General features: G+C 48.8%; 22 protein-coding genes. 10 read left to right on the top strand and 12 right to left on the bottom strand.

The genetic code is table 11. The features are described from left to right. On the top strand, positions 1-570 hold a 570-nt coding region (locus Q1M25_RS01585), incomplete at its 5' end, for a potassium transporter TrkG (RefSeq protein WP_300481040.1). Positions 571-624: 54 nt separating this feature from the next. Here the strand turns inward: Q1M25_RS01585 and galU are convergent. The 4 genes from galU to ampD form a co-directional block, all read right to left on the bottom strand. After that, positions 625-1,488 carry a UTP--glucose-1-phosphate uridylyltransferase GalU gene (gene galU / locus Q1M25_RS01590; RefSeq protein WP_300481043.1) on the bottom strand — a complete coding sequence of 288 codons (864 nt, stop codon included), beginning with the start codon at positions 1,486-1,488 and terminating at the stop codon, positions 625-627. A 127-nt stretch (positions 1,489-1,615) separates the two neighbouring features. Beyond that, positions 1,616-4,084: an NAD-dependent DNA ligase LigA gene (ligA, locus tag Q1M25_RS01595; RefSeq protein WP_300481047.1), complete on the bottom strand. Its 2,469-nt coding sequence runs from the start codon at positions 4,082-4,084 to the stop codon at positions 1,616-1,618. Between the two features lie 139 nt (positions 4,085-4,223). Next, entirely contained in the window at positions 4,224-5,492 is a 1,269-nt protein-coding gene (locus Q1M25_RS01600; RefSeq protein ID WP_300481050.1) for a cell division protein ZipA C-terminal FtsZ-binding domain-containing protein, read from the bottom strand. Positions 5,493-5,669: 177 nt separating this feature from the next. Then, on the bottom strand, positions 5,670-6,236 hold the full coding sequence (gene ampD, locus Q1M25_RS01605; protein WP_300481053.1) for a 1,6-anhydro-N-acetylmuramyl-L-alanine amidase AmpD: 567 nt from the start codon (positions 6,234-6,236) through the stop codon (positions 5,670-5,672). A 115-nt stretch (positions 6,237-6,351) separates the two neighbouring features. Here ampD and mltG point away from each other — a divergent pair, with 115 nt between their 5' ends. From mltG to Q1M25_RS01620, 3 genes are all read left to right on the top strand, one after another. Beyond that, entirely contained in the window at positions 6,352-7,347 is a 996-nt protein-coding gene (gene mltG / locus Q1M25_RS01610) for an endolytic transglycosylase MltG (RefSeq protein ID WP_300481056.1), read from the top strand. 67 nt (positions 7,348-7,414) lie between these two features. Beyond that, the gene (gene tmk, locus Q1M25_RS01615) at positions 7,415-8,041 is read left to right on the top strand and encodes a dTMP kinase (RefSeq protein ID WP_300481059.1); all 627 of its coding nucleotides are present in this window, start codon (positions 7,415-7,417) and stop codon (positions 8,039-8,041) included. Between the two features lie 263 nt (positions 8,042-8,304). After that, positions 8,305-9,585, top strand: coding sequence for a malic enzyme-like NAD(P)-binding protein (locus Q1M25_RS01620; protein WP_004520118.1), 1,281 nt, complete (start codon positions 8,305-8,307; stop codon positions 9,583-9,585). Positions 9,586-9,887: 302 nt separating this feature from the next. Here the strand turns inward: Q1M25_RS01620 and Q1M25_RS01625 are convergent, their stop codons facing one another. The 7 genes from Q1M25_RS01625 to Q1M25_RS01655 all read right to left on the bottom strand — a co-directional run bounded on the left by Q1M25_RS01625 (position 9,888) and on the right by Q1M25_RS01655 (position 17,565). Then, entirely contained in the window at positions 9,888-11,231 is a 1,344-nt protein-coding gene (locus Q1M25_RS01625) for an aldehyde dehydrogenase family protein (RefSeq protein ID WP_300481064.1), read from the bottom strand. A 79-nt stretch (positions 11,232-11,310) separates the two neighbouring features. Beyond that, the gene (locus Q1M25_RS01630) at positions 11,311-11,970 is read right to left on the bottom strand and encodes a MarC family protein (RefSeq protein ID WP_128581769.1); all 660 of its coding nucleotides are present in this window, start codon (positions 11,968-11,970) and stop codon (positions 11,311-11,313) included. Position 11,971: 1 nt separating this feature from the next. Beyond that, on the bottom strand, positions 11,972-13,123 hold the full coding sequence (gene rodA, locus Q1M25_RS01635; protein WP_300481068.1) for a rod shape-determining protein RodA: 1,152 nt from the start codon (positions 13,121-13,123) through the stop codon (positions 11,972-11,974). Next, the gene (gene mrdA / locus Q1M25_RS01640) at positions 13,116-15,164 is read right to left on the bottom strand and encodes a penicillin-binding protein 2 (protein ID WP_300481070.1); all 2,049 of its coding nucleotides are present in this window, start codon (positions 15,162-15,164) and stop codon (positions 13,116-13,118) included. The genes rodA and mrdA overlap by 8 nt, the downstream gene beginning before the upstream one ends. Positions 15,165-15,168: 4 nt before the next feature. Continuing rightward, entirely contained in the window at positions 15,169-15,669 is a 501-nt protein-coding gene (gene mreD / locus Q1M25_RS01645; RefSeq protein WP_300481072.1) for a rod shape-determining protein MreD, read from the bottom strand. Positions 15,670-15,673: 4 nt separating this feature from the next. Then, positions 15,674-16,516 carry a rod shape-determining protein MreC gene (gene mreC, locus Q1M25_RS01650; protein ID WP_300481074.1) on the bottom strand — a complete coding sequence of 281 codons (843 nt, stop codon included), beginning with the start codon at positions 16,514-16,516 and terminating at the stop codon, positions 15,674-15,676. Positions 16,517-16,527: 11 nt separating this feature from the next. Then, positions 16,528-17,565, bottom strand: coding sequence for a rod shape-determining protein (locus Q1M25_RS01655; RefSeq protein ID WP_039862245.1), 1,038 nt, complete (start codon positions 17,563-17,565; stop codon positions 16,528-16,530). A gap of 224 nt (positions 17,566-17,789) precedes the next feature. Between Q1M25_RS01655 and gatC the strand changes: the two genes are divergently transcribed. The 6 genes from gatC (at position 17,790) to Q1M25_RS01685 (ending at position 23,831) form a co-directional block, all read left to right on the top strand. Beyond that, a complete protein-coding gene (gene gatC / locus Q1M25_RS01660) occupies positions 17,790-18,080 on the top strand; it encodes an Asp-tRNA(Asn)/Glu-tRNA(Gln) amidotransferase subunit GatC (RefSeq protein ID WP_150537892.1) in 291 nt (96 codons plus the stop codon). A gap of 150 nt (positions 18,081-18,230) precedes the next feature. Further along, a complete protein-coding gene (gatA, locus tag Q1M25_RS01665; protein WP_150537893.1) occupies positions 18,231-19,679 on the top strand; it encodes an Asp-tRNA(Asn)/Glu-tRNA(Gln) amidotransferase subunit GatA in 1,449 nt (482 codons plus the stop codon). 15 nt (positions 19,680-19,694) lie between these two features. After that, positions 19,695-20,570, top strand: coding sequence for a DUF535 family protein (locus Q1M25_RS01670; protein ID WP_150537894.1), 876 nt, complete (start codon positions 19,695-19,697; stop codon positions 20,568-20,570). 26 nt (positions 20,571-20,596) lie between these two features. Beyond that, positions 20,597-21,217 carry a trimeric intracellular cation channel family protein gene (locus Q1M25_RS01675; protein ID WP_128581776.1) on the top strand — a complete coding sequence of 207 codons (621 nt, stop codon included), beginning with the start codon at positions 20,597-20,599 and terminating at the stop codon, positions 21,215-21,217. 99 nt (positions 21,218-21,316) lie between these two features. Then, the gene (gatB, locus tag Q1M25_RS01680) at positions 21,317-22,747 is read left to right on the top strand and encodes an Asp-tRNA(Asn)/Glu-tRNA(Gln) amidotransferase subunit GatB (protein WP_150537895.1); all 1,431 of its coding nucleotides are present in this window, start codon (positions 21,317-21,319) and stop codon (positions 22,745-22,747) included. 79 nt (positions 22,748-22,826) lie between these two features. Beyond that, positions 22,827-23,831, top strand: a complete 1,005-nt coding sequence (locus Q1M25_RS01685) for an FAD-binding oxidoreductase (protein ID WP_150537896.1) — start codon at positions 22,827-22,829, stop codon at positions 23,829-23,831. Between the two features lie 239 nt (positions 23,832-24,070). Here Q1M25_RS01685 and Q1M25_RS01690 read toward each other — a convergent pair. Beyond that, a partial coding sequence (locus Q1M25_RS01690) for a LysM domain-containing protein (protein WP_300481084.1) occupies positions 24,071-24,243 on the bottom strand: 173 nt, incomplete at its 5' end.

Here is a 24,243-nt window from a genome sequence, read left to right on the forward strand (position 1 = left end):
GTGTTCCAAACCCTTGGCGAAGCTTTGCGCTTTGTCAGCTTCAACTTCGTGTCCATCGGATTGGCAAGCGGTTTCTCCAATGCAGACTTTGCCCAATGGCCGCTGATTGTGTCGTTGTGGATGTTTTTTCTCTCGAACGTGTTGGCAAGCTCAGGCTCTATGGGTGGCGGTATTAAAAACGTGCGTGCGTTGGTGTTGTTCAAATTCAGCTTGCGCGAAATGTTGATTTTGCTGCACCCACGCGCGGTTCGTACGGTAAAGGTCAACAACCGTTCTATTCCGGATCGCATGGCGCTGACCGTCATGTCGTTCATCTTTATTTACTTTATGACGGTCATCGTATTCAGTTTTTTACTGATGGCGGTAGGTTTGGACTTTTTATCCGCCTTCACGGCAGTCATTGCCTGTATTACTAATGCAGGGCCGGGTTTGGGGGCAGTTGGTCCGTCGCATAATTATGCTGCGCTGAGCGATGTGCAGAAGTGGCTGTGTACGGCGGTGATGTTGTTGGGACGTTTGGAGATTTTTACCGTTCTGATTTTGCTTACTCCGGCATATTGGAAGAAATAAGTGTGAGAAAAAGGCCGTCTGAAATTTCAGACGGCCTTTTTATAATGGCTGGGCTTAAGCGTATTGTTTGAGCAATTCTTTGAATTGTTCGCCAGTTTCAGGGTGTTTCAAACCGTAAGCCACGGTTGCTTCAAGGTAACCCAATTTGCTGCCGCAGTCGTAGCGTTTGCCATCAAATGCATGAGCCAACACAAACTCATGGTCGAGCAGGCGCGCAATACCGTCTGTCAGTTGGATTTCGTTACCGGCACCGCGAGGCAGGTTGGTCAACAAGTCAAAAATACGCGGGGTCAGGATGTAGCGGCCGACAACGGCGAGGTTGGAAGGAGCTTCTTCCGGTTTTGGTTTTTCAACAATATTGACTACACGTTGATAGCTTTTCAGTTTTTCAACTTCAACGATACCGTAAGAGCCTGTTTGGGAAGGATCAACGGTTTCAACGCCTAAAACGCTGTTGCCGCTTTGGTTATACACGTCAACCATTTGTTTTAATGCACCTTTAGGCGCATCAATCAAATCATCTGCCAAAATAACGGCAAAAGGTTCATCGCCAACAGCAGCTTGAGCGCATAGCACGGCATGCCCCAAACCCAATGCTTCAGTTTGACGGATGTACAAGCAGGTAATATTCGGAGGCAGGATATCGCGAACGTGTGCTAACAGCTTGTCTTTTTGACGCAATTCCAATTCGGTTTCCAACTCGTATGCTTTGTCGAAGTGATCTTCGATGCTGCGTTTGTTACGGCCGGTGATAAACACCATTTCGGTACAGCCGGCTTCAACCGCTTCTTCAACTGCATATTGAATCAGAGGCTTATCCACAATAGGCAGCATTTCTTTGGGGCTGGCCTTGGTCGCAGGCAAGAAACGGGTGCCCATACCGGCAACGGGGAAGACGCATTTTTTAATGGGTTTCATATTATTATCCTATTTTAACTATGGGCTTATACCCAAAGAAGTGTAAAGATGTAGTCGTATGTAACAATAATACCACATGATAAAGTATCAGGCGGTTTGAAAAGGAGGATTGGTCATAAATACTGTCTTATCCTAGCAACGTCAGCAATTCTTCTTCGGTTAATACGGCCACGCCCAAAGCCTGGGCTTTTTCCAATTTACTGCCTGCAGCTTCTCCTGCGACAACGTAGTCTGTTTTTTTGGATACGCTGCTGGAAACTTTTCCGCCTGCCGCTTCAATCATGGCTTGGGCTTGGTCGCGTTTGAGTGTAGGTAAAGTCCCTGTTAATACAAAGGTTTTACCTGCTACGGCCTCATTAATGCTGTCTGAAATAGTTTCATCTTGAAGATTAGACAGCGTTTGAGCAAAGAAAGTTTTCATATTTTCAAGCAGGGCTGCATTTTGCGGTTTACCGCGCCAGGTTTGCCAATCGGCAGGTAACGCTTTGTCGCTTTGCAAACCTTCTATGCTTTGTCCGGCGAGTTCCCACAAGACCAGCGCTTTGGTTTCGCTGATTTTAAAATCGGGCAGGCGGGCAATCCAGCGTTGCGGCTCGGCATGGCGTAACGGCGGGATAGTGACAGCCTGGCTTTGCGGGGCAACACCTACAGCCAGCAGTTCGTCTATCATCGCCTGTTGCGCTTCTTGGGCAAAAAAGTGGGCGATGGAGCGGGCAACCACCGTGCCGATATCGGGCAGGCAGGCGAGGATGGGTTCGGGTGCATGGCGGACGTGTTCCAGTGTACCGAATGCCTGCGCCAGCGTTTTGGCGGTGCGTTCGCCGACGTGACGGATACCGAGGGCAAAAAGGAAGCGGGCAAGTTCAGGCGTTTTGCTGGCTTCTATGCCTGCGAGGATGTTTTCCGCCCATTTAGTTGGCTGTTTTTTACTGGTTTTGCTAAGCAGGGCATTGCCGCTCTCGCTTTCAAAGTCTTCAATCTCACTGTTTGATGGTTCTTCCTCATTAGCTGACGCTTTATCCGCCGTTTCCTTCATTTTTTGCAGGGTTGGGATATCGAGGCGGTAGAGGTCGGCGAAATGACGAACCAAATCTTGTGCTACCAGTTGCTCGATTTGTTTTTGTCCAAGTCCGTCGATGTCCATGGCTTTGCGTGAGGCGAAGTGGATTAAACCTTGCGCACGTTGTGCTTGGCAAAGCATGCCACCGCTGCATCGGGCAACCGCTTCGCCTTCTTCGCGTTCGATTTCGCTGTGACAGATAGGGCAATGGGTGGGCAGGCGGTAAGGTTTGTGAAGCGGTTCGGAGCGGGTTTCAGAAGGTGTTTCTGCAAACAAATCGTCTTGCAGGCCGTCTGAAACAGCAATGTTGGTCTCCTGCATTGGGCGGCGTTCAAAAATCACGCGCACTACCTCGGGAATCACGTCTCCGGCGCGGCGTACGACAACTGTGTCGCCAACGCGTACGTCTTTTCGAGATACTTCGTCCTGATTGTGCAGGGTGGCGTTGGTAACGGTAACGCCACCGACGAATACAGGTTGTAGGCGGGCGACGGGGGTTACTGCGCCGGTGCGCCCGATTTGTACATCAATGGCTTCGACAATGGTCAATGCTTCTTCGGCAGGGAATTTGTGGGCAATGGCCCAGCGCGGCGCGCGTGAGATGAAACCGAGTTCGCGCTGTTGCGCCAAGCTGTTGACTTTGACGACCATACCGTCGATTTCATAAGGTAAAGTAGGGCGTTTTTGCTGCATTTGCTCGTAAAACGCCAATACTTCGTCGATATTTTTGAAACAGCAGAAATTACCGTCAGGCAGGCTGAAGCCGAGTTCTTTACAGTAGCTCAGCTCTTGCAGGTGTTCTTCCGCGACAAAACCGCCTTGTTGTCGGGCGATGGAATAGGGGAAGAAATGCAGTTTGCGCTGTGCCGTAATGCGCGAATCGAGTTGACGCAGACTGCCGGCGGCGGCATTGCGCGGATTGGCGAAAGGTTTTTGTCCGTTTTCAGCCTGTCGTTCGTTTAAAGCGGCAAAATCGGCTTTGAGCATCAGTACTTCGCCGCGTATTTCGATAAACTCTGGGATATTTTCTCCATGCAGGCGCAGGGGGATGTTGGATACGGTTTTGACGTTTTGGGTAACGTCTTCGCCTGTTGTGCCGTCGCCACGGGTTGCCGCTTGAGTCAATACGCCGTCGCGGTACAGCAGGCTGATGGCCAGACCGTCAAATTTAGGTTCGATAACGTATTCCGGTTTTTCTCCGTTTAATCCGCCATGAACGCGCTCATCAAAAGCATACATTTCGGCATGGTCAAACACGCCGTTTTCATCTTGTGGCGAGAAGGCGTTGGTCAGTGACAACATAGGCACTTCATGACGCACTTCATCAAAGCCTGCCAAAGGCTCGCCACCGACACGTTGGGTCGGGCTGTCGGGCAGTTTGAACTCGGGGTAGTTTCGCTCCAATGCTTCAAGCTCACGGAACAATTTGTCGTATTCGGCATCGGGTACGCTGGGCGCGTCTAGGGTGTAATATTCGTAGGCGTAGCGGTTGAGGAGGTCGGTCAGGTATTTGATACGTTGTGCGGTCGGATTCATGAGTAATCGAAATAGAGTTTTCAGACGGCCTGATGATAGAGAGGCCGTCTGAAAATCGATGAATATTGAAGATGAAGGGATTTTACCTGAAAAAAGCGGATATGCCGTCATTGCATATCCGCTTTTTGATTGGGGAAGTTTAAGAGAACAGGCGCAGGGCTTGTTTGCTGCCGGGTTTGATGCCGACTTTAAGCATTTCTTCCTGACGGGCCAAAACGTAGTTGCGTACGTCTTTAAGCCATTGGGTGGAAACTTCTTCCATTTGGTCGTTAACCAAATCCAAGCTGAGTTGGCCGGAGAGTTTGACTGCCAAGTCCATAAATTTGTCGAAAGTTTTTTCACCGGCTGGAACATGCGGAATATCCAAAAGCATACTGAAACCGCGGTAGGCTTGGTTGTCCAACAGAGGATTGGTAAACGGTTTGTTGTCCAAAGTATGGATGGAGAACAATTGAGGATTGTTGTTGTCGCCAAAGTGGAACGCGCCGTCCTCACCCAGTTTGAAGCCTGTATCTTCCACGGCGGCACGCAATTCTACGCCGCTGATATTGGAGTGGGAAACCAAGTGAATGGCGATGGTTTGGTCAACACGCGCACAGAATTGATCGAGGGCTTGTGCGACTTCGGTGAACGCGTCCAAGTCGGTATGCAAAACTTTGCCGTCCATCAGTTGGGCAAAAGCATCAACCTGTTGGTCGAAGTGTTGCAACTCTTCACGTGCGGCCAAACCATTGCGGCTAACAGCCTGAAGGCCCATAACGAAGCCTTGGTAGTAAACGCCCGGAATCGGCTCGGCAACGCGGAAATGGTCGTCCATGGTGCAACCAATGATTTGGAAGCGGTGTGTGCCGGAAAGGCGCGGCAGGGCGTGCAATTCTTGGGCTTGTTTCAGGGAGATGTAGGCCATGTAGTCGAAGCGCGGGTCAAACCAAGGCAACTCGACTTGAGACAATTCGTCCAAGCTGATCAATGGTACTTGTGCCACAGGCTCGGCCGCGGTTTCAACCGGAGCAGAAGCGGCTTCGGCAGGGCTGACGGTAATTTCGTTGTTCAAACCGATAACGGTGTGTTGGACTTTTTCTTCTGCGGAAAAGTCGTCTTCCACAGTCAGCTCGACATCGGTTTTAAGTTGGGTAGGGTGAGCCAGTTTGGCTTTTGCCGCGTAGATTTCATCTTGCTCTTGCAGGTTGCGCAATGCCTCTTCGGTTTTTTTGTTTTTCTTGATAAACAAACCTTGGCCGCCGGTTTCTTTGCTGTCGCGGACGTGTTTGGTTTTGCTGGTCAAAAGTGCATCCTTATCGGAATGGCCGAATTGTTCGCGCACTTGTTTGCGGTATTGGTTTTCCTGGTACATGTTGTAACCGATGACCGCCAAAAGGGCGGCGAGGGCTAAGACGATGAAAATCATGGAGTAATCACTTTTTAAAAAGGCAGCATTCCGTCTTTTTCAGGGTGCGGAATCTTGCTGCGTGGGAAGTTCGTTGGAGCCGGACTTTATGCGTCCGAATGAATAGCTGAATTATAACGAAAATAAACGGTTGTGACAGCATTATGTCTGCCAATCCTTGTTCAGGCCGTCTGAAAGTTATCCGCGCCGGATGGGGAAACCTGCTTTTTGAAGGCGTGGCCAATCGAAGAAATGTCCGGGATCGGTTTTCCTGTCCGGCGCGATATCCTGATGGCCGGTAACGGCCTGAATCGGATAATGCTCGGAAATGGCGGTCAACAAGGCTTGCAGGCTGGTGTATTGTGCTTCGGTAAAAGGCTCGAAATCGCAGCCTTCCAATTCAATACCGATGGAAAAGGCATTGCATTTTTCTCTGCCTTGAAACGACGATATTCCGGCATGATAGGCCATGTCGTCGCAGGAAACGAATTGGACAGTTTCGCCCTTACGGCTGATGAAAAAATGGCTGGAAACGCGCAAGGTGTGGATGATGCTGAAAAAAGGATGCTCATCAGAGTTGATTTGGTTGGTAAACAATTTTTCTACTGCCCCCGTGTTATACTCAAAAGGAGGGAGGGAAATATTGTGGAGCACAACCAAAGAGATGTCTTCATCCGGTTCGCGCGGGCTGAAATTGGGCGAATGAGTTTGGCGTGCATTCAGCCAACGGCCGTTTTGCCAAGTGTTTTTTGAAGGGGAATTCATGGTTTCAGACGGCCTTTCGGGGTAGGAAAACATACGTTGGGGAAGGTGGCAGGCTTGGTGGACTTGTTTTCGGTTATACTGTCGCCCGACACGTTCACAAACCAAGAATCCTACCATGCTGAAAAAATTGTTGAAATGGCTGGCCGTATTTTTGACGGCATTTGCCGCCGTGGTTGCCGCATTGTTGTTTGTTCCGAAAGACAACGGCAAACTATACCGTATTACCATTACCAAAAACCAAGGTATCTCTTCCGTCAGCCGTAAGCTGGCTCAAGACGGCATCGTTTATAACCGTTATGTTTTAGTAGCCACCTCATATGTGATGGGCGTACACAACCAACTTAATGCCGGTTCTTACCGCCTGTCTGCCAAAGTATCGGCTTGGGACATTTTAAAACGCATTAAAAAAGGCCGTCCTGACTCGGTCAGCGTGCAAATTTTGGAAGGCGCGCGGTTTGCACAAATGCGCCGTATTATCGACAACACTGCCGATATTGCCCACGATACGCGCGGTTGGAGCGATGAAAAACTGATGGCCGAAGTAGCGCCCGATGCTTTGAGCAGCAATCCTGAAGGACAGTTTTTCCCGGATAGTTACGAAATTGATGCCGGCGGCAGCGATCTTCAAATTTACAAAATTGCCTACCGTAAAATGCGGGAAAACCTGCAAGAAGCATGGGACGACCGTCAAAGCGGCCTGCCTTATAAAAATCCGTACGAAATGCTGATTATGGCGAGTCTGATTGAAAAAGAAACCGCGCACGAAGACGACCGCGCCCATGTGGCCGCCGTATTCGTCAACCGCCTGAATATCGGCATGCGCCTGCAAACCGACCCGACCGTTATTTATGGCATGGGCGATGCGTATAAAGGCAGAATCCGCAAAGCCGACCTGCAACGCGATACGCCTTACAATACCTATACGCGCAGCGGTTTGACGCCGACGCCGATTGCGCTTCCCGGCAAGGCCGCGCTTGAAGCGGCGGGTCATCCGTCTGATGAAAAATATCTGTATTTCGTCTCAAAAATGGATGGTACGGGCTTGAGCGAGTTCAGCCACAATCTTTCTGAACACAACGCTGCCGTACGCAAATATATTTTGAAGAAATAAACCGAATAGGCCGTCTGAAACATTTATAATCCCAGTTTCAGACGGCCTTTAAATTGACGATATCCATATGAAACCAAGATTTATTACCCTTGACGGTATAGATGGCGCAGGCAAATCCACCAACCTCGCCGTAATGAAAGCATGGTTTGAGAAACACCAACTGCCCGTATTGTTTACGCGCGAACCGGGAGGCACTCCGGCCGGAGAAGCATTGCGTGAAATCCTGCTCAACCCTGCCACTCAAGTCAGCCTGCGTACCGAAACCCTGCTGATGTTTGCAGCCAGACAGCAACACTTGGAAACAGTCATTCTGCCTGCCCTGAAAAACGGCACGCATGTGGTTTCCGACCGCTTTACCGATGCAACGTTTGCCTATCAAGGCGGCGGGCGCGGCGTTCCCCTGCAAGATATTGCCACGCTTGAGCATTGGGTGCAGGGCGATTTCCATCCAGATTTAACTTTGCTGTTGGATGTGCCTTTGGAAGTGTCAATGGCACGCATCAACCAAACGCGCGAGAAAGACCGCTTCGAGCAAGAAGAAGCCGAGTTTTTCAATCGGGTGCGCGAAGTATATCTGCAACGTGCTAACGAACAGCCGGAACGCTATGCCGTCATCGACAGCAGCCAAAGTCTGGACGCGGTAAAAAATCAGATTGAAACCGCGCTAGACAGTTATTTTGGATTGAATGTTTAAGTTTAAATAAAATGCCGTCTGAAAGAATGGTAATGTGGCGAAGAAATATTATTACAGAAGTTTTTAGACATAAAACCAAATAAAACGAAATATCAAAACAAATGTAATAAATATCGGTATGCGCCACCAAAAGAACATGATAAAATTACGGTCCCTTACAAAGCCGGTCTGTTAACAACCCGACTTTAGAAATTTTAAACGTCTGAAGCAGTCTGTTTCAGACTTGTTCGCTGTAAAATCTCTCTCGCAAACAGGATCGATAAATGGAAAATTCATTAAAAGAAGCCGCCCTGCAGTTCCACGAATTCCCCGTGCCGGGCAAAATCTCCGTTACCCCAACCAAATCTCTGGCTACTTCTAAAGACTTGGCGTTGGCGTACTCTCCGGGCGTAGCTGCTCCTTGTATGGAAATCCATGCCGATCCGCAAACTGCCTACAAATACACTGCCAAAGGCAATTTGGTTGCCGTGATTTCCAACGGTACAGCAGTGTTGGGTTTGGGCAACATCGGCGCATTGGCCGGTAAACCTGTAATGGAAGGCAAAGGCGTATTGTTCAAAAAATTCGCCGGCGTTGACGTATTCGATATCGAAATCGATGAAAAAGACCCGCAAAAACTGGTAGACATCATCGCTTCTTTGGAACCGACTTTCGGCGGTATCAACCTCGAAGACATCAAAGCGCCTGAGTGCTTCTACATCGAACGCGAATTGCGCAAACGTTGCAAAATCCCTGTATTCCACGACGACCAACACGGTACTGCCATCATTACCGCTGCCGCTGTATTGAACGCTTTGCGTTATACAGGCCGCAAAATTGAGGAAGCGACTTTGGTGTGCTCCGGCGCAGGTGCCGCAGCGATTGCCTGCTTGAACCAATTGCTGGATTTGGGTTTGAAACGCGAAAACGTGACCGTTTGCGACTCCAAAGGCGTGATTTACAAAACCCGCGAAGACAAAGACCGTATGGACGAGTCCAAACAGTTCTACGCCATTGAAGATAACGGCCAACGCGTATTGGCCGATGCCGTTAAAGGTAAAGACATCTTCTTGGGTCTGTCCGGTGCCAACCTGCTGACTCCTGAAATGCTGAATACTATGAATGAAAAACCAATCGTGTTCGCTATGGCAAACCCAAATCCGGAAATTCTGCCTCCTTTGGCAAAAGAAACCCGTCCGGATGTGGTCATCGGTACCGGCCGTTCAGACTTCCCGAACCAAGTAAACAACGTATTGTGCTTCCCATTCATCTTCCGTGGCGCATTGGATGTCGGCGCGACCACCATCAACGAAGAAATGAAACGCGCCTGCGTGTATGCTTTGGCTGATTTGGCGATGGAAGAGGTAACTGAAGAAGTGGTTGCTGCTTACGGTAAGAAATTTGAATTCGGTGCGGAATACCTGATTCCTACTCCATTCGACTCCCGCCTGTTGCCTCGCGTTGCTACAGCTACTGCTAAAGCAGCAATGGAAAGCGGCGTGGCTACCCGTCCAATCGCCGATTTGGATGCGTATGCTGCTAAACTGGCCGGTTTGAAATTGTAATCCGGTAAGTAGTATTTGATTGAAAATGCCGTCTGAAAGTTGTATTTCAGACGGCATTTTTGTTTATTGGCTATTTTATAGAGTGTTTAATGAAACAGTTGGAATGATGAACATGGTAAGCTGCCGATTCACAATAGGCGTGGAAATATGAATTGCTTTCTAAAATAGGTTTCTTATTTTTGAGCCTCTTTGATTTTGCAGAATTGGTATGGGTTTTAAATACAACATTTTTGCCAGTCTTTAAAAAAACATCAGGCCGTCTGAAATCGGGTTTTTCAGACGGCCTGAGTTAATGAAACGGTTTATTTTTGCCAATAGGTTTTGACATTGACGAACTCGTACAGCCCGAATTCTGATAGCTCGCGTCCATAGCCTGAAGCTTTGACTCCGCCAAAGGGAAGGCGCAGGTCGCTGCTGGTGTGGCGGTTGATAAAGACAGAGCCTGCTTGGATTTTTTCGGCGTATTGCCATGCATTTGCCGTGTCGGCTGTGTAGATACAGGCACCGAGGCCGAAAGGTGTGTCATTGGCAAGCGTAACGGCGTGATCTGGATTGTCGGCGCGTAAGATCATGGCAACCGGGCCGAAGACTTCTTCGTGCCAAACGCGGCAGTTTGGGTTGACCTGATCCAATACGGTAGCAGGATAAAACCAGCTTTCTCCATCAGGGATATAGCCGCCGCTCAAACATTGCGCGCCATGTGCAACCGCATCTTGAACCTGCTCGTGTACGGTTTGACGCAGGTCTTGGCGGTGAAGTGGGGCAAGAGTGGTGTTCGGGTCTTTTGGATTGCCGGTTTGCAGTTTGGCGCACTCGGCAAGGAAGAGCGGGATAAATTGATCGGCAATATCTTGGGTAACAACGATGCGCTTGGCGGCATTGCAGGATTGTCCGGCATCGCGAAAGCGCGAATAGCAGGCATCGATGGCTGCGCGTTGCAGATCGGCGTCGGGCAGGATGATAAACGGATTGCTGCCGCCCAGTTCAAGGACGGTTTTTTTCAGATGTCTGCCTGCATGGGCAGCCAGCAGGCGGCCGGTATGGGTTGAACCGGTAAATGCCATGGCATCGGTATCTTCAATGGATTTAAGCGTATCTTCATGGTTTAACCATGCGCCGATAAGCGGCAAACCTTCGGGGACAAGGTCAAAGAGGGTCTCGCTGACGCGGGCGACACTGGGCGCAGGTTTGAGCGCGCAGGCATTGCCGGCGCACAGGGCTGGGATGGCAAATCGTAAAATCTGCCAAACAGGATAATTCCACGGCATGACCGCTAAAACAACGCCCAAAGGCTCAAAGCGGACTTGGCTGAGGCTGGCTTGGGTGGCGATGGTTTTATGGGCAAGTAGTTCAGGGGCAAGGCGGACGTAGTAGCGGATAAGCTCGATGGATTTGCTGATTTCGGCACGACATTCGTGCAGGCAACGGCCGACTTCTTCGCAAACCATTTCGGCAAGGCGTTCTTGGTTTTGGGTAAGGCTGTCGGCAAATTGCTGTAAGAGGGCGGTGCGCTCGGTAATGCTTGATTGGGCGAAGGTTTGCTGAAGGGTTTGGAGGCGGTTTAATTCGTCGGTGAACTCGGTATAGCTTTGCGCCGGTCGGCGGTAAATGGTTTCTCCAGTGAAAACGTGGGTGCTGTGAAACATGGTTGGCTCCTTTGTTTTTATGTTTTTATGAGGCCGTCTGAAAATGTTTCAGACGGCCTTTTATTGTGATAATTGTACTTCAAGCGACCAGTTGGGGAAAAATAGATTTTAAGCCGGCAACAATAATCTCTACGGAAATGGCGGCAAGCATCATGCCCATAATGCGGTTGAGGATGGTCAGGCCGGTCGTGCCTAAGCGTTTGCTGATGCGTCCGGCAACGATCAGGATGAGATAGCAAATCAGGCTGACCAGAAAGCCGGAGATGATAATTAGGGCAATATCGCTGTAATTTTTGGCGGCAGAGGAGTAAATAATGACGGTAGAGATACCGCCGGGGCCAATGGTAATCGGAATGGCAATGGGTACGACGGCAATGGCTTTTTCATTGCGGCGGACTTGTTGCTCATGGTGATGCTCTTCTGAATTGGGGTCGATTTTGGGCTTGGCAGGATTATCGTTGCCGTTCATTAAGGAGATGGCAATCAGCAAAACCAGAATACCGCCGCCGACTTGGAAGGAGCCGACGCTGATGCCGAGTACTTTCAACAAGATACCGCCGCCCAGTGCAAAGACGACAATCACGATGAAAACAGCCAATGCGGCAGTACGCGCGATTCTGCGCTTTTCTTTGGTGCTGTGGTTTTGTGTCAGGTCAAGATAAATTGAGAGCGCGCTGAAGGGGTTGATCAGTACAAGAAGTGCAACGAGAAGTTTGCCGATTTCTACACCTAATTCCATATTATTCCTTGCTTGCAGTTAGGTCGTCGTTGTCTATATTACGACGGCGGAGGTTTTTGTGTTCATTGGCAATACCCATCAACAGGGCTAGTACCACCATGATGGAAAGTGTAGCTGTACCGCCGTAGCTGACCAGGGGAAGTGGGACGCCGACAACGGGCAAAATACCGCTGACCATGCCCATGTTTACAAAGGCGTAGCAGAAAAAGGTCATGGTCAATGCGCCTGCCAAAGTACGGCTGTAAAGGGATTGCGCTTGTGCGGCAATCCACAATCCGCGTGCCAGAATGATGAGGTAAACCAGCAGTAAAAGGATATTGCCAATCAGGCCGAATTCTTCGCCGAATACCGCAAAAATAAAGTCAGTCGTTGATTCGGGAATATAGTCCAAATGGGTTTGCGAGCCGTTGAGCCAACCCTTACCCCATACGCCGCCCGAGCCGATGGCAATCATGGATTGGATGATGTGGTAGCCTGCGCCTAACGGGTCTTTGGTTGGGTCGAGCAGGGTGAGGACGCGGGTTTTCTGGTAGTCGTGCATGCCGTAATTCCATAAGAGCGGCAGGGCGGCCACAAAGGCAATAATAGCGGCAAAAATGGCTTTCCAGGGCAATCCGGCAAAAAAGATGACAAAAATGCCCGAAGCCATAATCAGTGCTGCCGTACCGAGGTCGGGCTGCTTCAAGATCAGGGAGACAGGAACAAGAATCAGCACGAGGGCAACAATATAATGTATCCATTTCAGACGGCCTTCATAGCGTTGGAAATACCACGCGACAGTCATGGGAATACCGATTTTCATGATTTCGGAAGGTTGGATACGGGTAAAGCCGAGGCTCAGCCAACGGGTCGAACCGTTGACGGTAACGCCGGCAACTTCGACGCCAATCAGCAGTAATACGCCGACAATATAAACAGGCAGGGCAACTTTGGCAGCCGTTTGCGGCTTGAATACGGCGATAATCCATAAAAGGGCAAAGCCTAAAACGGTATGGATGGTTTTGTTTTCCAATTGGCCGAACTCTTGCCCGTCCGCAGAATAGAGCAGGAACAGGCTCATGATATAGATGGCGAGCATGGCAAAAAACAGCCAAGGGTCAATTGGGGCTGCAATGGTGGATTTTAAATTTTTCCACGCTGATGTGTTATTCATGATGAACCTCCGGCTGTGAGGCAGGGCTTGTCGGCGTCAGTCCGTAGGCGGATTGGAAAATACTGGTAATAGGCTGATGTTTATCAGTTTTTTCAGTTTGGGTCAAATCTGATTCAAGGCCGTCTGAAAACTGTTGCGGCTTGACGTGAAGCATATAAAAATCAGTCATTTCACGAGCCAATGGCGCGGCATACGCACCCCAACCGCCGTTTTCCAAAATAACGGCAATGGCGATTTCAGGTTTTTCCAATGGCGCAAACGAGATAAACCATGCGTGGTCGCGGTGTTGTTCGCGTAGGGCTGCGGCATTGTAGCGGCTGCCCTGTTTGATTTGTACGACTTGGGCCGTACCGGTTTTACCGCCCATCGTATAGGCGAGTCCGCCACCGATACGGTGCGCCGTACCACCCGGTTTCAATACCTTTTCCATTGCGCGTTTGACGTATTCGAAGTTATCGGCTTTGAACGGAATTTGACGCTCAGGATTGGGGTTGATACGGGTAATTTTGCGCGCGCCGAAATCTAATACTTCTTTGACCAAATGCGGCTGATGAACGACACCGTTGTTGGCCAGAGATGCTGTCGCATGTGCCATTTGCAAAGGCGTGTAGGCATTGTAGCCTTGGCCGATACTGACGGAAACCATCTCGCCGGCACGCCATTCTTTGGCAGTCGGGTCGGAAGATTTGGCAAAGCGTTTGGCTTTCCATTCGCGGCTGGGCAAAACGCCTACATATTCACTAGGCAGGTCAATACCGGTTTTCTGACCGAAACCGAATTGCGCCAGATACGGAGAGGCTTTATCGATACCCATTTCGTAACCCAAACGGTAGAAGAAGGTATCTGAGGATACTTGAATGGCTTTGCTCAAGTTGGCCGAGCCGTGACCGCTGCGGACGGAGTCGCGGAAAATATGGCGGCTGCCGGGTATGCTCCATGCGCCGGGGGCGGGGACGATGGTGTTTTGAGTGATTTTGCCGCTTTCCAACAAGGCCATGCCCATAAAGGGTTTGAATGTAGAACCCGGCGGATAAAGGCCTTGGGTAACGCGGTTGATCAAAGGCTTTTTCCAATCGTCATTCAGTATTTTCCAAGTGTCGCTGTCGATGCCATCAATAAAGAGGTTGGGGTCGAAGGAAGGCTTGGAAACAAATGCCAAAACTGTACCGTCTTGCGGATTGATGGCCACCAATGCGCCACGACGGTCGCCCAAAATTCGGTCGGCTTCCTGCTGCATACGGATATCCATGCCTAGGCGCAAGGTTTGCCCCATTTTGGACGGGACATTTTTCAATACACGGACGATGTTGCCGTAAGCGTCTTTTTCGACTTCCTGATAGCCTGGAATACCATGAAGCTGGTGTTCGTAATATTTTTCCAAGCCGGATTTGCCGATATGTGTACTGCCGCGATAGAGGGCAGTCAGGCTTTCTTCTTCCAGCATTTCTTTGTCTTTATCGCTAATACGGCCGATATAGCCTAAGAAATGGGAAGTCAGCTTGCCGTAAGGATATTCGCGGAATGTGCGTGAGTTGACCTCTACGCCTTTGAATTCGCGCAGATGTACGGACAAGCGTGCAGTCTCTTCATCGGTCAGCCTGAGCTTGAGCGGGATATTTTCAAATTTTCGATAGCTTTCGCGGTATTTTTTGAAGCGTTTTAAATCTGTCGGCGTAATATCGACGTATTTTTTCAATGCTTCAATGACATCTTCCATCTTGCCTTCGATGCGGCTAGGAATAACTTCAAGCGAAAAGACGGGATAGTTTTTGGCCAAAGGAACGCCGTTGATATCGACGATTTCGCCGCGTACGGGCGGCGTTGGAATCAGGGTGATACGGTTGCTTGATGCTTGACCGGAAAACTCATTGTGTTGAGTTACTTGCAGGTAGAAGAACCGCGCCAGCAAAATGGAAAAGAAGATGACAATCAGGATAAAGGCAACGAGCAGGCGCAACAAAGCATCGGCTTGTGCTGCCTGAGCGGAAGGTTTTTTGGTATGTTGACCACCGGAAAGACGGTGTGGAAGAATCGGTTTCATCTTTTCAGTGCGCGCGGTAAATACGGGTCACGATCAGCATCAGCTGGCTGAGTATCGGCCAAAGCAGTGCGCCGACAAATGGGGCAACAAAGCCTTGCAAAGTGATGACCTGATGATTGAGGAACAGACGTGCAACAGTTAAAACGGCCTGATTGAGAAGCAGGGCAGCCAAGACAGCAGCCAATTGCATAATGTGGCCGTACAGCATGATTTGGCGGCGTCGGTTTAAGATGAAATAAGTCATCACAACGTAAGACAGGGCGTGTAATCCTAAAGTCGCGGCGGTTGCTGCATCGACAATCAGACCAATGGCAAAAGCCAGTACCATGCCTGCACGTTGCGGCTGGTGCAATGTCCAATACAGCAACATCAGTGCCGTCATTTCAGGCAGCCAAAAGAATCCGTCAAAGGAAAATGGCATAAAGTCCAGTATCATCATCACAATGAGACTGGCCGCCATGATGTGCAGCGGTACTGCACGGTAAGAATCGTCAAAATCGTTCATGAAATCAGCGTGGGGAAGAAGGGCCGGAAGAAAGTACCAAGACAAAACGGCTGCTGCGTAAAGCGGCCAAAGGCGTCAGTTGCGTATCGTAATAAGGTGTTCCCGATGCGCGGACAACCTTGCTGACGGTTGCAACGGGAATCCCCGCCGGATAAGTACCGTCCAAACCGGAAGTCAGCAGAATATCGCCGGGTTTCAAGTCTGAGCCGGTTGGAAAATAGCGCAAATCCAAACCGTTGCCATTGCCGTATGCCAAATTGCGTTCACCGGTGCGGCTGACGGCTACGGGGACAATGCTTTGTCCGCTTGAGATCAGTTCAATTTCCGCGCTTTGTGTGTGAACTTGTGTCAACAGGCCAATCAAACCGCTTTGATCGATGACTGCATCGCCAACTTTCAAACCGTCTTGGCTGCCCTTGCCGATAATCAGTCTTTCGGAAAGCGGATCTTTGCCATTGGAAATGACTTCCGCACCGATAACGTTGTGAATGCCTTTTTGTTGTAAACCATACAGTTTTTTCAATTCGCGCAATTCATCGGTATTGACTTTATCCCGCTGCAAATCGATTTTCAGACGGCCATTTTCTTCTAAAAGCTGGCGGTTCTGTTCCAAGAGCTCGGATTTGGACTGGGAGAGGTCAGCAAAATATTGATAAAGTTGAACAGGTTGATTCGCCAGCCATTGAATAGGGTAGAGCATGGGCATTACTGCCGCACGCACCGGCTGCATCAATGAAAAGCGGTAATCGGCCACCATCAGGCCGGCAGCCAGAGCGATATAAACGACAAAACGAGGCAACAGCTTAGGGCCTTTTGCCTCGTCAAAGCGCAAAGAAGAGCGTTCCATAACCATCTACCTTATGGGTTTTCCGTAAACACGGTATCCCATTTGCCGATATAGTCCAAAGCCTTACCGGCACCATAGGCAACGCAGTTCAGAGGTTGGTCGGCAATACCGACGGGCAGGCCGGTTGCATCAGCCAAGACGGTATCGATACCGTGCAGAAGCGCGCCGCCGCCGGTCAGCATAATACCGCGGTCGGCGATGTCGCCGGCCAATTCGGGCGGAGCCTGTTCCAAAGCCAGACGGACGGCACGGATGATTTGATTTACCGTTTCACTCAATGCTTCACGAATTTCATTTGAAGTAACCGCCAAGGATTTAGGCGTACCTTCGGCCAGGTCGCGGCCTTTAATGCGCATGGCTGTTTCGGTTTCAAAACCAGAGGCCGAGCCGATTTGTTTCTTCAATTCTTCTGCCGTAGCTTCGCCAATCAAGACACCGCGATGGCGGCGCAGATAATGGATGATGCTTTTATCGAATTCGTCACCGGCTGCACGGACGGAAGCAGAATAGGCCATACCTCCCAGTGAAAGAATGCCGATTTCGGTCGTACCGCCGCCAATATCGACAATCATCGAGCCTGCCGCATCTTCAATCGGCAAGCCTGCGCCCAAAGCGGCAGCCATCGGCTCTTCAATCAAATGCACGCTTGCCGCGCCGGCAGCAAACGCCGAATCCAAAATTGCTTTACGTTCCACTTGGGTAGAGCCGCCAGGAACACAAATAACCACACGAGGCGGAACCAAAGATCGTCCTTCGGTGGCTTTTTTAATCAACATACCCAGCATACGCTCGGTAATCACAAAATCGGCAATCACGCCGTCCCTCATTGGACGGACGATTTCAATATTGCGCGGCGCACGGCCCTGCATTTTTTTGGCTTCCGTACCCACCGCCATAATTTTACTTTTATTGCCTGCGCCGGATTGAATCGCAACCATGGACGGCTCATCCAAAACAATCCCTTTGCCGCGTACAAAAATCAGCGTGTTGGCCGTGCCCAAGTCGATGGCAATATCATTAGAGAGGAAACGAGATAAAAGACGAAACATAGGATACCTGAAATTCCGGCCCAGCCCGGATGTGTTTAGCATTATTTAAAATAAGAAAAACAGGTACACGGTTTTAGACGGATAAATGCACCCTTTAAAGGCCGTCTGAATCAAAACACCATGCCAACCTGTTTGGTTTTCGGTTATAATTCTTCGCTTCATAGAAGACGAAATGCAATGATACCCCAAACCCAAGGTGCATTGCTATCAGACAAGGATTTTTTATGGCTTTAAGCTTAAATGATGTGGAAAAAATCGCAAAACTCTCGCGCCTCACTTTAACGGACGAAGAAGAAAACAAAACGCTTGCCGAGTTGAACGACATTTTCGCCATGGTTGAAAACATGCAAAGCGTCAATACCGACGGCATCGAACCCATGGCGCATCCGCACGAAGCCGCTTTACGCCTGCGCGAAGATAAAGTGACTGAAACCGACCACGCTGCAGAATATCAGGCTGTTGCCCCCGAAGTGCACAATCGCCTGTATATCGTTCCTCAAGTAATTGAAGAATAAGGTTTCAGACGGCCTTTGCTTATCGGCAAGTCCCTATTGCAAGGCCGTCTGAAAGGATACTTTGTTCAGACGGCCCGATTTATTGATTTAAACGGATGTTTTCAATATCTGTTTTGAAAGCAAAAACTGTTTTATAGAAAGTACGGCACAATGACCGCTTACACGCTCAAACAAGCCAGCAGCCTGCTGCAATCCAAACAAATCTCCGCAGTCGAATTGGCGACCGAATATTTGGCCGCTATTGCTGCGAAAAACCCTGCCATCAATGGCTACGTTACCATCAATCAAGATAAGACCCTTGCTGAAGCCAAAGCAGCCGATGCGCGTATCGCAGCCGGTAATGCAACGGCTTTGACCGGTGTACCGGTTGCTTACAAAGATATTTTCTGCCAAACAGGTTGGCGCAGTGCATGTAGCTCCAAAATGTTGGATAACTTTGTTTCTCCTTATACTGCCACTGTGGTGCAAAACCTGTTGGATGCCGGCATGGTGACCCTTGGCCGCACCAATATGGACGAATTTGCCATGGGTTCGACCAATGAGACTTCGTTCTACGGCGCAACCAAAAACCCATGGAATCTTGAACATGTTCCCGGCGGTTCGTCAGGCGGTTCGGCTGCCGTGATTGCGGCGCGTTTGGCACCGGCTGCGTTGGGTTCGGATACCGGCGGTTCTATCCGTCAGCCTGCATCGCATTGCGGTATTACCGGCATCAAGCCGACTTACGGTACAGTTTCACGCTTTGGTATGGTTGCCTATGCTTCCAGCTTCGACCAAGCTGGCCCTATGGCGCAAACAGCCGAAGACTGTGCGATTTTGTTGAACGCCATGGCCAGCTTTGACGAGCGCGATTCCACCAGCTTGGAACGCGACAAAGAAGACTACACCCGTGATTTGGACAAGCCGCTCAAAGGTTTGAAAATCGGTTTGCCTAAAGAATATTTCGGTGAAGGTGCAGATGCCGATGTTCAGACGGCCTTGCAAAGCGTTATCGATTTGCTCAAAGCACAAGGTGCGGAGACTGTTGAAGTTTCCCTGCCGCAAACATCATTGTCGATTCCTGCTTATTACGTTCTTGCCTCTGCGGAAGCAAGTACCAACTTGTCCCGTTTCGACGGCGTACGTTATGGCCATCGTGCAGCACAATTCGGCGATTTGGAAGAAATGTACAGCAATACTCGTGCCGAAGGTTTCGGTAGCGAGGTCAAACGCCGTATCATGATTGGTACTTATGTATTGAGTCATGGTTACTATGATGCTTATTATCTGAAAGCGCAAAAACTGCGTCGTCTGGTTGCCAATGATTTTCAGACGGCCTTTGGTCAATGTGATTTCATTTTGGCGCCGACTGCACCGACTGCTGCGCCGAAACTCGGCAGCGACATCCACGACCCTGTGCAAATGTACTTATCCGATATTTACACCATCGCCGTAAACCTTGCCGGTTTGCCTGCACTGACTCTGCCTGCCGGTTTCAGCACGAACGGCCTGCCGATTGGTGTGCAATTTATCGGCAACTATTTCTCCGAGGCTAAAATTTTGGGCGCCGCACATCAAGTTCAACTGAACAGCGATTGGCATACCAAAGCACCGGAGTAAGGGCAGGGAGTCTATATGCCTGAAAAGTTTTCTTTTCCAGGATTTAAAACTGTTTATCAGAATGCGCCAAAGTTTAAAACGCAGCATTTAAAATTTACATTGAGGACATTGTGGTATCGTAAAGAAATTAAGGCATTTGAGCAGTTTGTAAATACTTCGAAAATATGCCAAAGTTTTTTTAGTGAAATGCCTCAAGATGCCTATCCTTTGATACATGAATTTGTTGATAAACAATTTAGTGGTGCGGATAGATTAAAAATTATGCAGTCAGATTTTGAGGCTGCAGAAAAGTTTTTTGGAAAAGAAAGAGTAATGGGTATGAAAACCCGTTCCTTTCATATTGTTTTGGCAAAACCTTCAGACGGCCTTGAGATTTGGCTTAACCGAAATGACAATTGTGTCGATGAGGGAATGTGGTCTCTTTCTTTGCGGGAAGACGGTGGAAAACGGCTGTATATGGCAACTTTTGCCTTTGTAAATAATATGCTGCTTGCCGCCTCTCTTCAGGGGCCTGCAGGAGAAGAGGCGAAAGATATAGTCCGGAGCTTAACTAAGAGGCTGCATGGATTGCGTCCTCAGCAACTGATGGTGCATGCATTGCAATATTTTGCTATTGCACTAAAGCTGGATGGTGTGATTGGTATTACACAAGATAGGCAAGTTAAGCTACGTTGGCGCTTAAAGAAACGTGTCAAAATGAATTATGACCAATTTTGGCAAGAGCATGGTGCCCGAAAAGGTGTTGATGGATTATGGCATCTGCCAAAAGAGCCGATACGTAAGGACTTTGAGGAAATTGAAAGCAAAAAACGGTCTATGTATCGTAAGCGTTATCAGATGTTAGATGAAATAGAAATGCAAATAAGAAATGTTTTAGCATCTACAAATTAAACTATCATCTGACGAGAATACATGTTATGAATACAACCGACTTCATCCAAATCATTGGGACAGCCGCATTTGCTATTTCCGGCTATTTGGTCGGCTACAACAAGCGGTTGGATGTACTCGGTGTCGTCATTACTGCGTTACTGACGGCTGTCGGCGGCGGCATGATACGCGATGGCTTGGTTGGCCGGATTCCGCAAGTGTTTTTGCAAACCGATGCGCTGATTGTTGTGTTTGCCACGCTTGCCATTGCATGGTTGATAAGGGTGCAACGCTATCGCAGCACCTATTTGGCCGCTGCTTTTATTATTGCCGATGCTATCGGTTTGGCAGCGTTCAGCATTACCGGCGCACAAATCGGTATGGCTTTGCAACTTAATTTGTTCGGCGTTATTTCTTTGGCTTTTGTGACTGCCGTTGGTGGCGGTATTGCGCGCGATATTTTGGTCAATGATGTGCCGATGATTTTGCGCACCGACCTTTACGGCAGCGTAGCCATTTTGATTGGCGGACTGATTTATCTGTTCGGGCATTTGGGCTGGATTAATATTTTTACGTTAAACCTGCTCTTTGCTGGCGGATTGTTATTTCGCCTGACTGCATACCGTTTCCATTGGCAGCTGCCCGGTTTCCAACGCCGCAGGAAATAAACTTATCTTACAGACGGCCTATTATGTTTTTTATTCAGGCCGTCTGAAAAACGAATCACTCATTTAACCGATTAACTTTTTTTCGACAGAAAGACCCTTATGACTTGGGAAACCGTAATCGGACTGGAAATCCACGTCCAACTCAACACCCAATCCAAAATCTTCAGCGGCGCATCCACTGCATTCGGTGCCGAGCCTAATGCCCACGCCAGCGTGGTTGAGTGTGCGTTGCCGGGCGTATTGCCGGTAATGAACCGCGAAGTCGTCGAAAAAGCCATCAAACTCGGTTTGGCTTTGGATGCGAAAATCAATCAGAAAAACGTGTTCGACCGTAAAAACTATTTTTATCCTGATTTGCCAAAAGGCTATCAAATCAGCCAGTTGGATTTGCCGATTGTTGAACACGGCAAACTGGAAATCGTAGTGGGCGATGAGGTTAAAACCATCAATGTTACCCGTGCGCACATGGAAGAAGATGCGGGTAAATCCGTACATGAAGGTTTGAACGGTGCTACCGGTATCGACTTGAACCGTGCAGGTACGCCTTTGTTGGAAGTTGTCTCCGAGCCTGAAATGCGTTCCGCAGCCGAAGCTGTGGCATATGCTAAAGCGTTGCATGGTTTAGTGACTTGGCTGGATATTTGCGACGGTAATATGGCGGAAGGCTCGTTCCGTGTTGATGCCAACGTTTCTGTACGTCCAAAAGGTCAGGCGGAGTTCGGTACACGCCGTGAAATCAAAAACCTCAACTCTTTCCGCTTCTTGGAACAAGCCATCAATTATGAAGTGGAAGCGCAAATCGAAATTTTGGAAGACGGCGGTAAAGTACAGCAGGCAACCATGTTGTTTGACCCTGAAAAAGGTGAAACCCGTGTGATGCGTTTGAAAGAAGATGCGCACGATTACCGCTATTTCCCAGATCCGGATTTGCTGCCAGTCATTATTTCAGACGGCCAGTTGCAAAAAGCCAAAGAGCAAATGCCTGAATTGCCACATGAAATGGCGGCGCGTTTTGTTGCCGATTACGGCGTGTCTGACTATGATGCGCGTCTGTTGACTGCTAGCCGCGCCCAAGCTGCCTATTTTGAAGAAGCGGCCAAAGCCTGCGGCCAAGGTAAATTGACGGCGAACTGGATGAACGGCGAGCTTGCCGCTACCTTGAACAAAGAAGGTTTGGAATTGGCTGAAAGCCCGATTACAGCTCCGCGCCTTGCCGAGTTGGTTGCTAAAGTTGCAGATGGAACATTAAGCAGCAAATTGGCGAAAAAAGCTTTTGAAGCGATGTGGGCTGAGCCTGAAGCAGGTATTGCCGAAATCATCGAAAAACATGGTTTGCAACAGATTACTGACACTGGTGCAATTGAAGCGATGGTGGATGAAGTGTTGGTAAACAATGCGAAAGCCATTGAGCAATTCCGTTCTGGTAATGAAAAAGCCTTAAATGCGATTGTCGGTCAAGTGATGAAAGCAAGTAAAGGCAAGGCCAATCCGGCTCAGGTTCAAGAGTTGATTAAAGCCAAATTGGCTTGATAGATAGGACAGGCCGTCTGAAAACAGGTTTTATTTTCAGACGGTCTTTGTTTTTGATAATAAATTTATTCTAAATACCATGACACATACCATTACCTTACCAGATCAAACTACATTTACGGCGAATAAGGACGAAACTGTTCTTGCTGCCGCAACCCGTCAGAATTTAAATTTGCCTCATTCTTGCAAAAGCGGTGCTTGCGGGCAGTGTAAGGCCGAGTTGATTAGTGGCGAATTTGAAATGGGCAAGCATATTGATAAAGCCATCAGTGAAGAAGAAAAAGCGCAGGGCAAAGTGTTATTGTGTTGCACTACTGCGAAGAGCGACCTCAAAATCAATGTGCCGGGGTTTAATCCGAATGCTTTGCCGGTGCGCACTTTGCCTGTACGCATTGAAACGATTGAAATCAAACATGATGTTGCTTTGTTGCGATTGGCTTTGCCTAAAGCGCCGCCATTTGCATTTTATGCCGGGCAATATATTGATTTACTGCTTCCCGGTAATATCAGCCGCAGCTATTCAATCGCCAATTCGCCTGATCAAGAAGGCATTTTGGAATTGCATATCCGCAAACGTGAAAACGGCGTATGCTCAGAAATGATTTTTGGTGCCGAGCCTAAAATCAAAGAAAAAGGTATTGTCCGTGTTAAAGGTCCATTGGGTACGTTTACTTTGCAAAAAGGCAGCGATAAACCGATTGTTTTGTTGGCAACGGGTACAGGTTACGCACCTATCCGCAGTATCTTGCTTGATTTGATTCACCAGAATAGTGAGCGTCAGGTTCATTTTTACTGGGGAGCACGTCAGCAGGAGGATTTGTACGCATTGGAAGAAGCAGAAGCATTACTAGGCCGTCTGAAAAATGCGAAATTCTCGCCTGTTCTTTCTAAGCCTGATTCCGATTGGAAAGGGGAAACTGGCTATGTGCAAGATGTTGCTGCACAAAATTATCCTGATTTGAGCCAATATGAGGTTTATGCTTGCGGATCAACAGAGATGACCGAAAGTGCACATGGTTTGCTGACTCAAAAATACGCTTTACCGGAAGATGCCTTTTTCTGTGATGCTTTTTCACCGGCATAGGAATATATTTTACGGAATTCATATGTTTGAATATGGATGTTAAGAGTAGAGTCTGACGGTAATCCATTTGAGAAAGAGGGTGTTTTTACACACTCTCTTTTCTATATAGTAGTTTTCAAAAAATATTTTTATCTTAAAGAGAAGGCTATTCTATTTGTCATCAAACATTAACTTGATTATCTATCATAAAGAAAAAGGCCGTCTGAATCTTTCAGACGGCCTTTGTTTTAAAGCTAATATTAGCTACCAATCAGTTTCAAACGTTGACCGGGAGATACGGTACGGGTATTGCGGTTCCAACGGCGGATATCGTTAATATCAACATTGAAACGGCTGGCGATGGTGTTCAGGGTATCGCCTTTACGTACAGTGTAGGAAACGTTTTGAACCGGGTTGCTGCGGACTTTTGCCG

It is taken from the genome of uncultured Neisseria sp. (genome assembly GCF_951230505.1).
Taxonomy (GTDB): Bacteria; Pseudomonadota; Gammaproteobacteria; order Burkholderiales; family Neisseriaceae; genus Neisseria.

Bases quoted from the DNA above. Each gene is read 5' to 3' on its own strand.
- Q1M25_RS01685 (WP_150537896.1), top strand. From the start codon at position 22,827: ATGACACATACCATTACCTTACCAGATCAAACTACATTTACGGCGAAT.
- Q1M25_RS01620 (WP_004520118.1), top strand. From the start codon at position 8,305: ATGGAAAATTCATTAAAAGAAGCCGCCCTGCAGTTCCACGAATTCCCC.
- ampD (WP_300481053.1), bottom strand. From the start codon at position 6,236: ATGAATTCCCCTTCAAAAAACACTTGGCAAAACGGCCGTTGGCTGAAT.
- Q1M25_RS01675 (WP_128581776.1), top strand. From the start codon at position 20,597: ATGAATACAACCGACTTCATCCAAATCATTGGGACAGCCGCATTTGCT.
- gatC (WP_150537892.1), top strand. From the start codon at position 17,790: ATGGCTTTAAGCTTAAATGATGTGGAAAAAATCGCAAAACTCTCGCGC.
- mrdA (WP_300481070.1), bottom strand. From the start codon at position 15,164: ATGAAACCGATTCTTCCACACCGTCTTTCCGGTGGTCAACATACCAAA.
- Q1M25_RS01600 (WP_300481050.1), bottom strand. From the start codon at position 5,492: ATGATTTTCATCGTCTTAGCCCTCGCCGCCCTTTTGGCGGTCATCGGT.
- tmk (WP_300481059.1), top strand. From the start codon at position 7,415: ATGAAACCAAGATTTATTACCCTTGACGGTATAGATGGCGCAGGCAAA.
- mreC (WP_300481074.1), bottom strand. From the start codon at position 16,516: ATGGAACGCTCTTCTTTGCGCTTTGACGAGGCAAAAGGCCCTAAGCTG.
- gatA (WP_150537893.1), top strand. From the start codon at position 18,231: ATGACCGCTTACACGCTCAAACAAGCCAGCAGCCTGCTGCAATCCAAA.
- Q1M25_RS01625 (WP_300481064.1), bottom strand. From the start codon at position 11,231: ATGTTTCACAGCACCCACGTTTTCACTGGAGAAACCATTTACCGCCGA.
- ligA (WP_300481047.1), bottom strand. From the start codon at position 4,084: ATGAATCCGACCGCACAACGTATCAAATACCTGACCGACCTCCTCAAC.
- Q1M25_RS01670 (WP_150537894.1), top strand. From the start codon at position 19,695: ATGCCTGAAAAGTTTTCTTTTCCAGGATTTAAAACTGTTTATCAGAAT.
- mreD (WP_300481072.1), bottom strand. From the start codon at position 15,669: ATGAACGATTTTGACGATTCTTACCGTGCAGTACCGCTGCACATCATG.
- Q1M25_RS01655 (WP_039862245.1), bottom strand. From the start codon at position 17,565: ATGTTTCGTCTTTTATCTCGTTTCCTCTCTAATGATATTGCCATCGAC.
- gatB (WP_150537895.1), top strand. From the start codon at position 21,317: ATGACTTGGGAAACCGTAATCGGACTGGAAATCCACGTCCAACTCAAC.
- mltG (WP_300481056.1), top strand. From the start codon at position 6,352: ATGCTGAAAAAATTGTTGAAATGGCTGGCCGTATTTTTGACGGCATTT.
- Q1M25_RS01630 (WP_128581769.1), bottom strand. From the start codon at position 11,970: ATGGAATTAGGTGTAGAAATCGGCAAACTTCTCGTTGCACTTCTTGTA.
- rodA (WP_300481068.1), bottom strand. From the start codon at position 13,123: ATGAATAACACATCAGCGTGGAAAAATTTAAAATCCACCATTGCAGCC.
- galU (WP_300481043.1), bottom strand. From the start codon at position 1,488: ATGAAACCCATTAAAAAATGCGTCTTCCCCGTTGCCGGTATGGGCACC.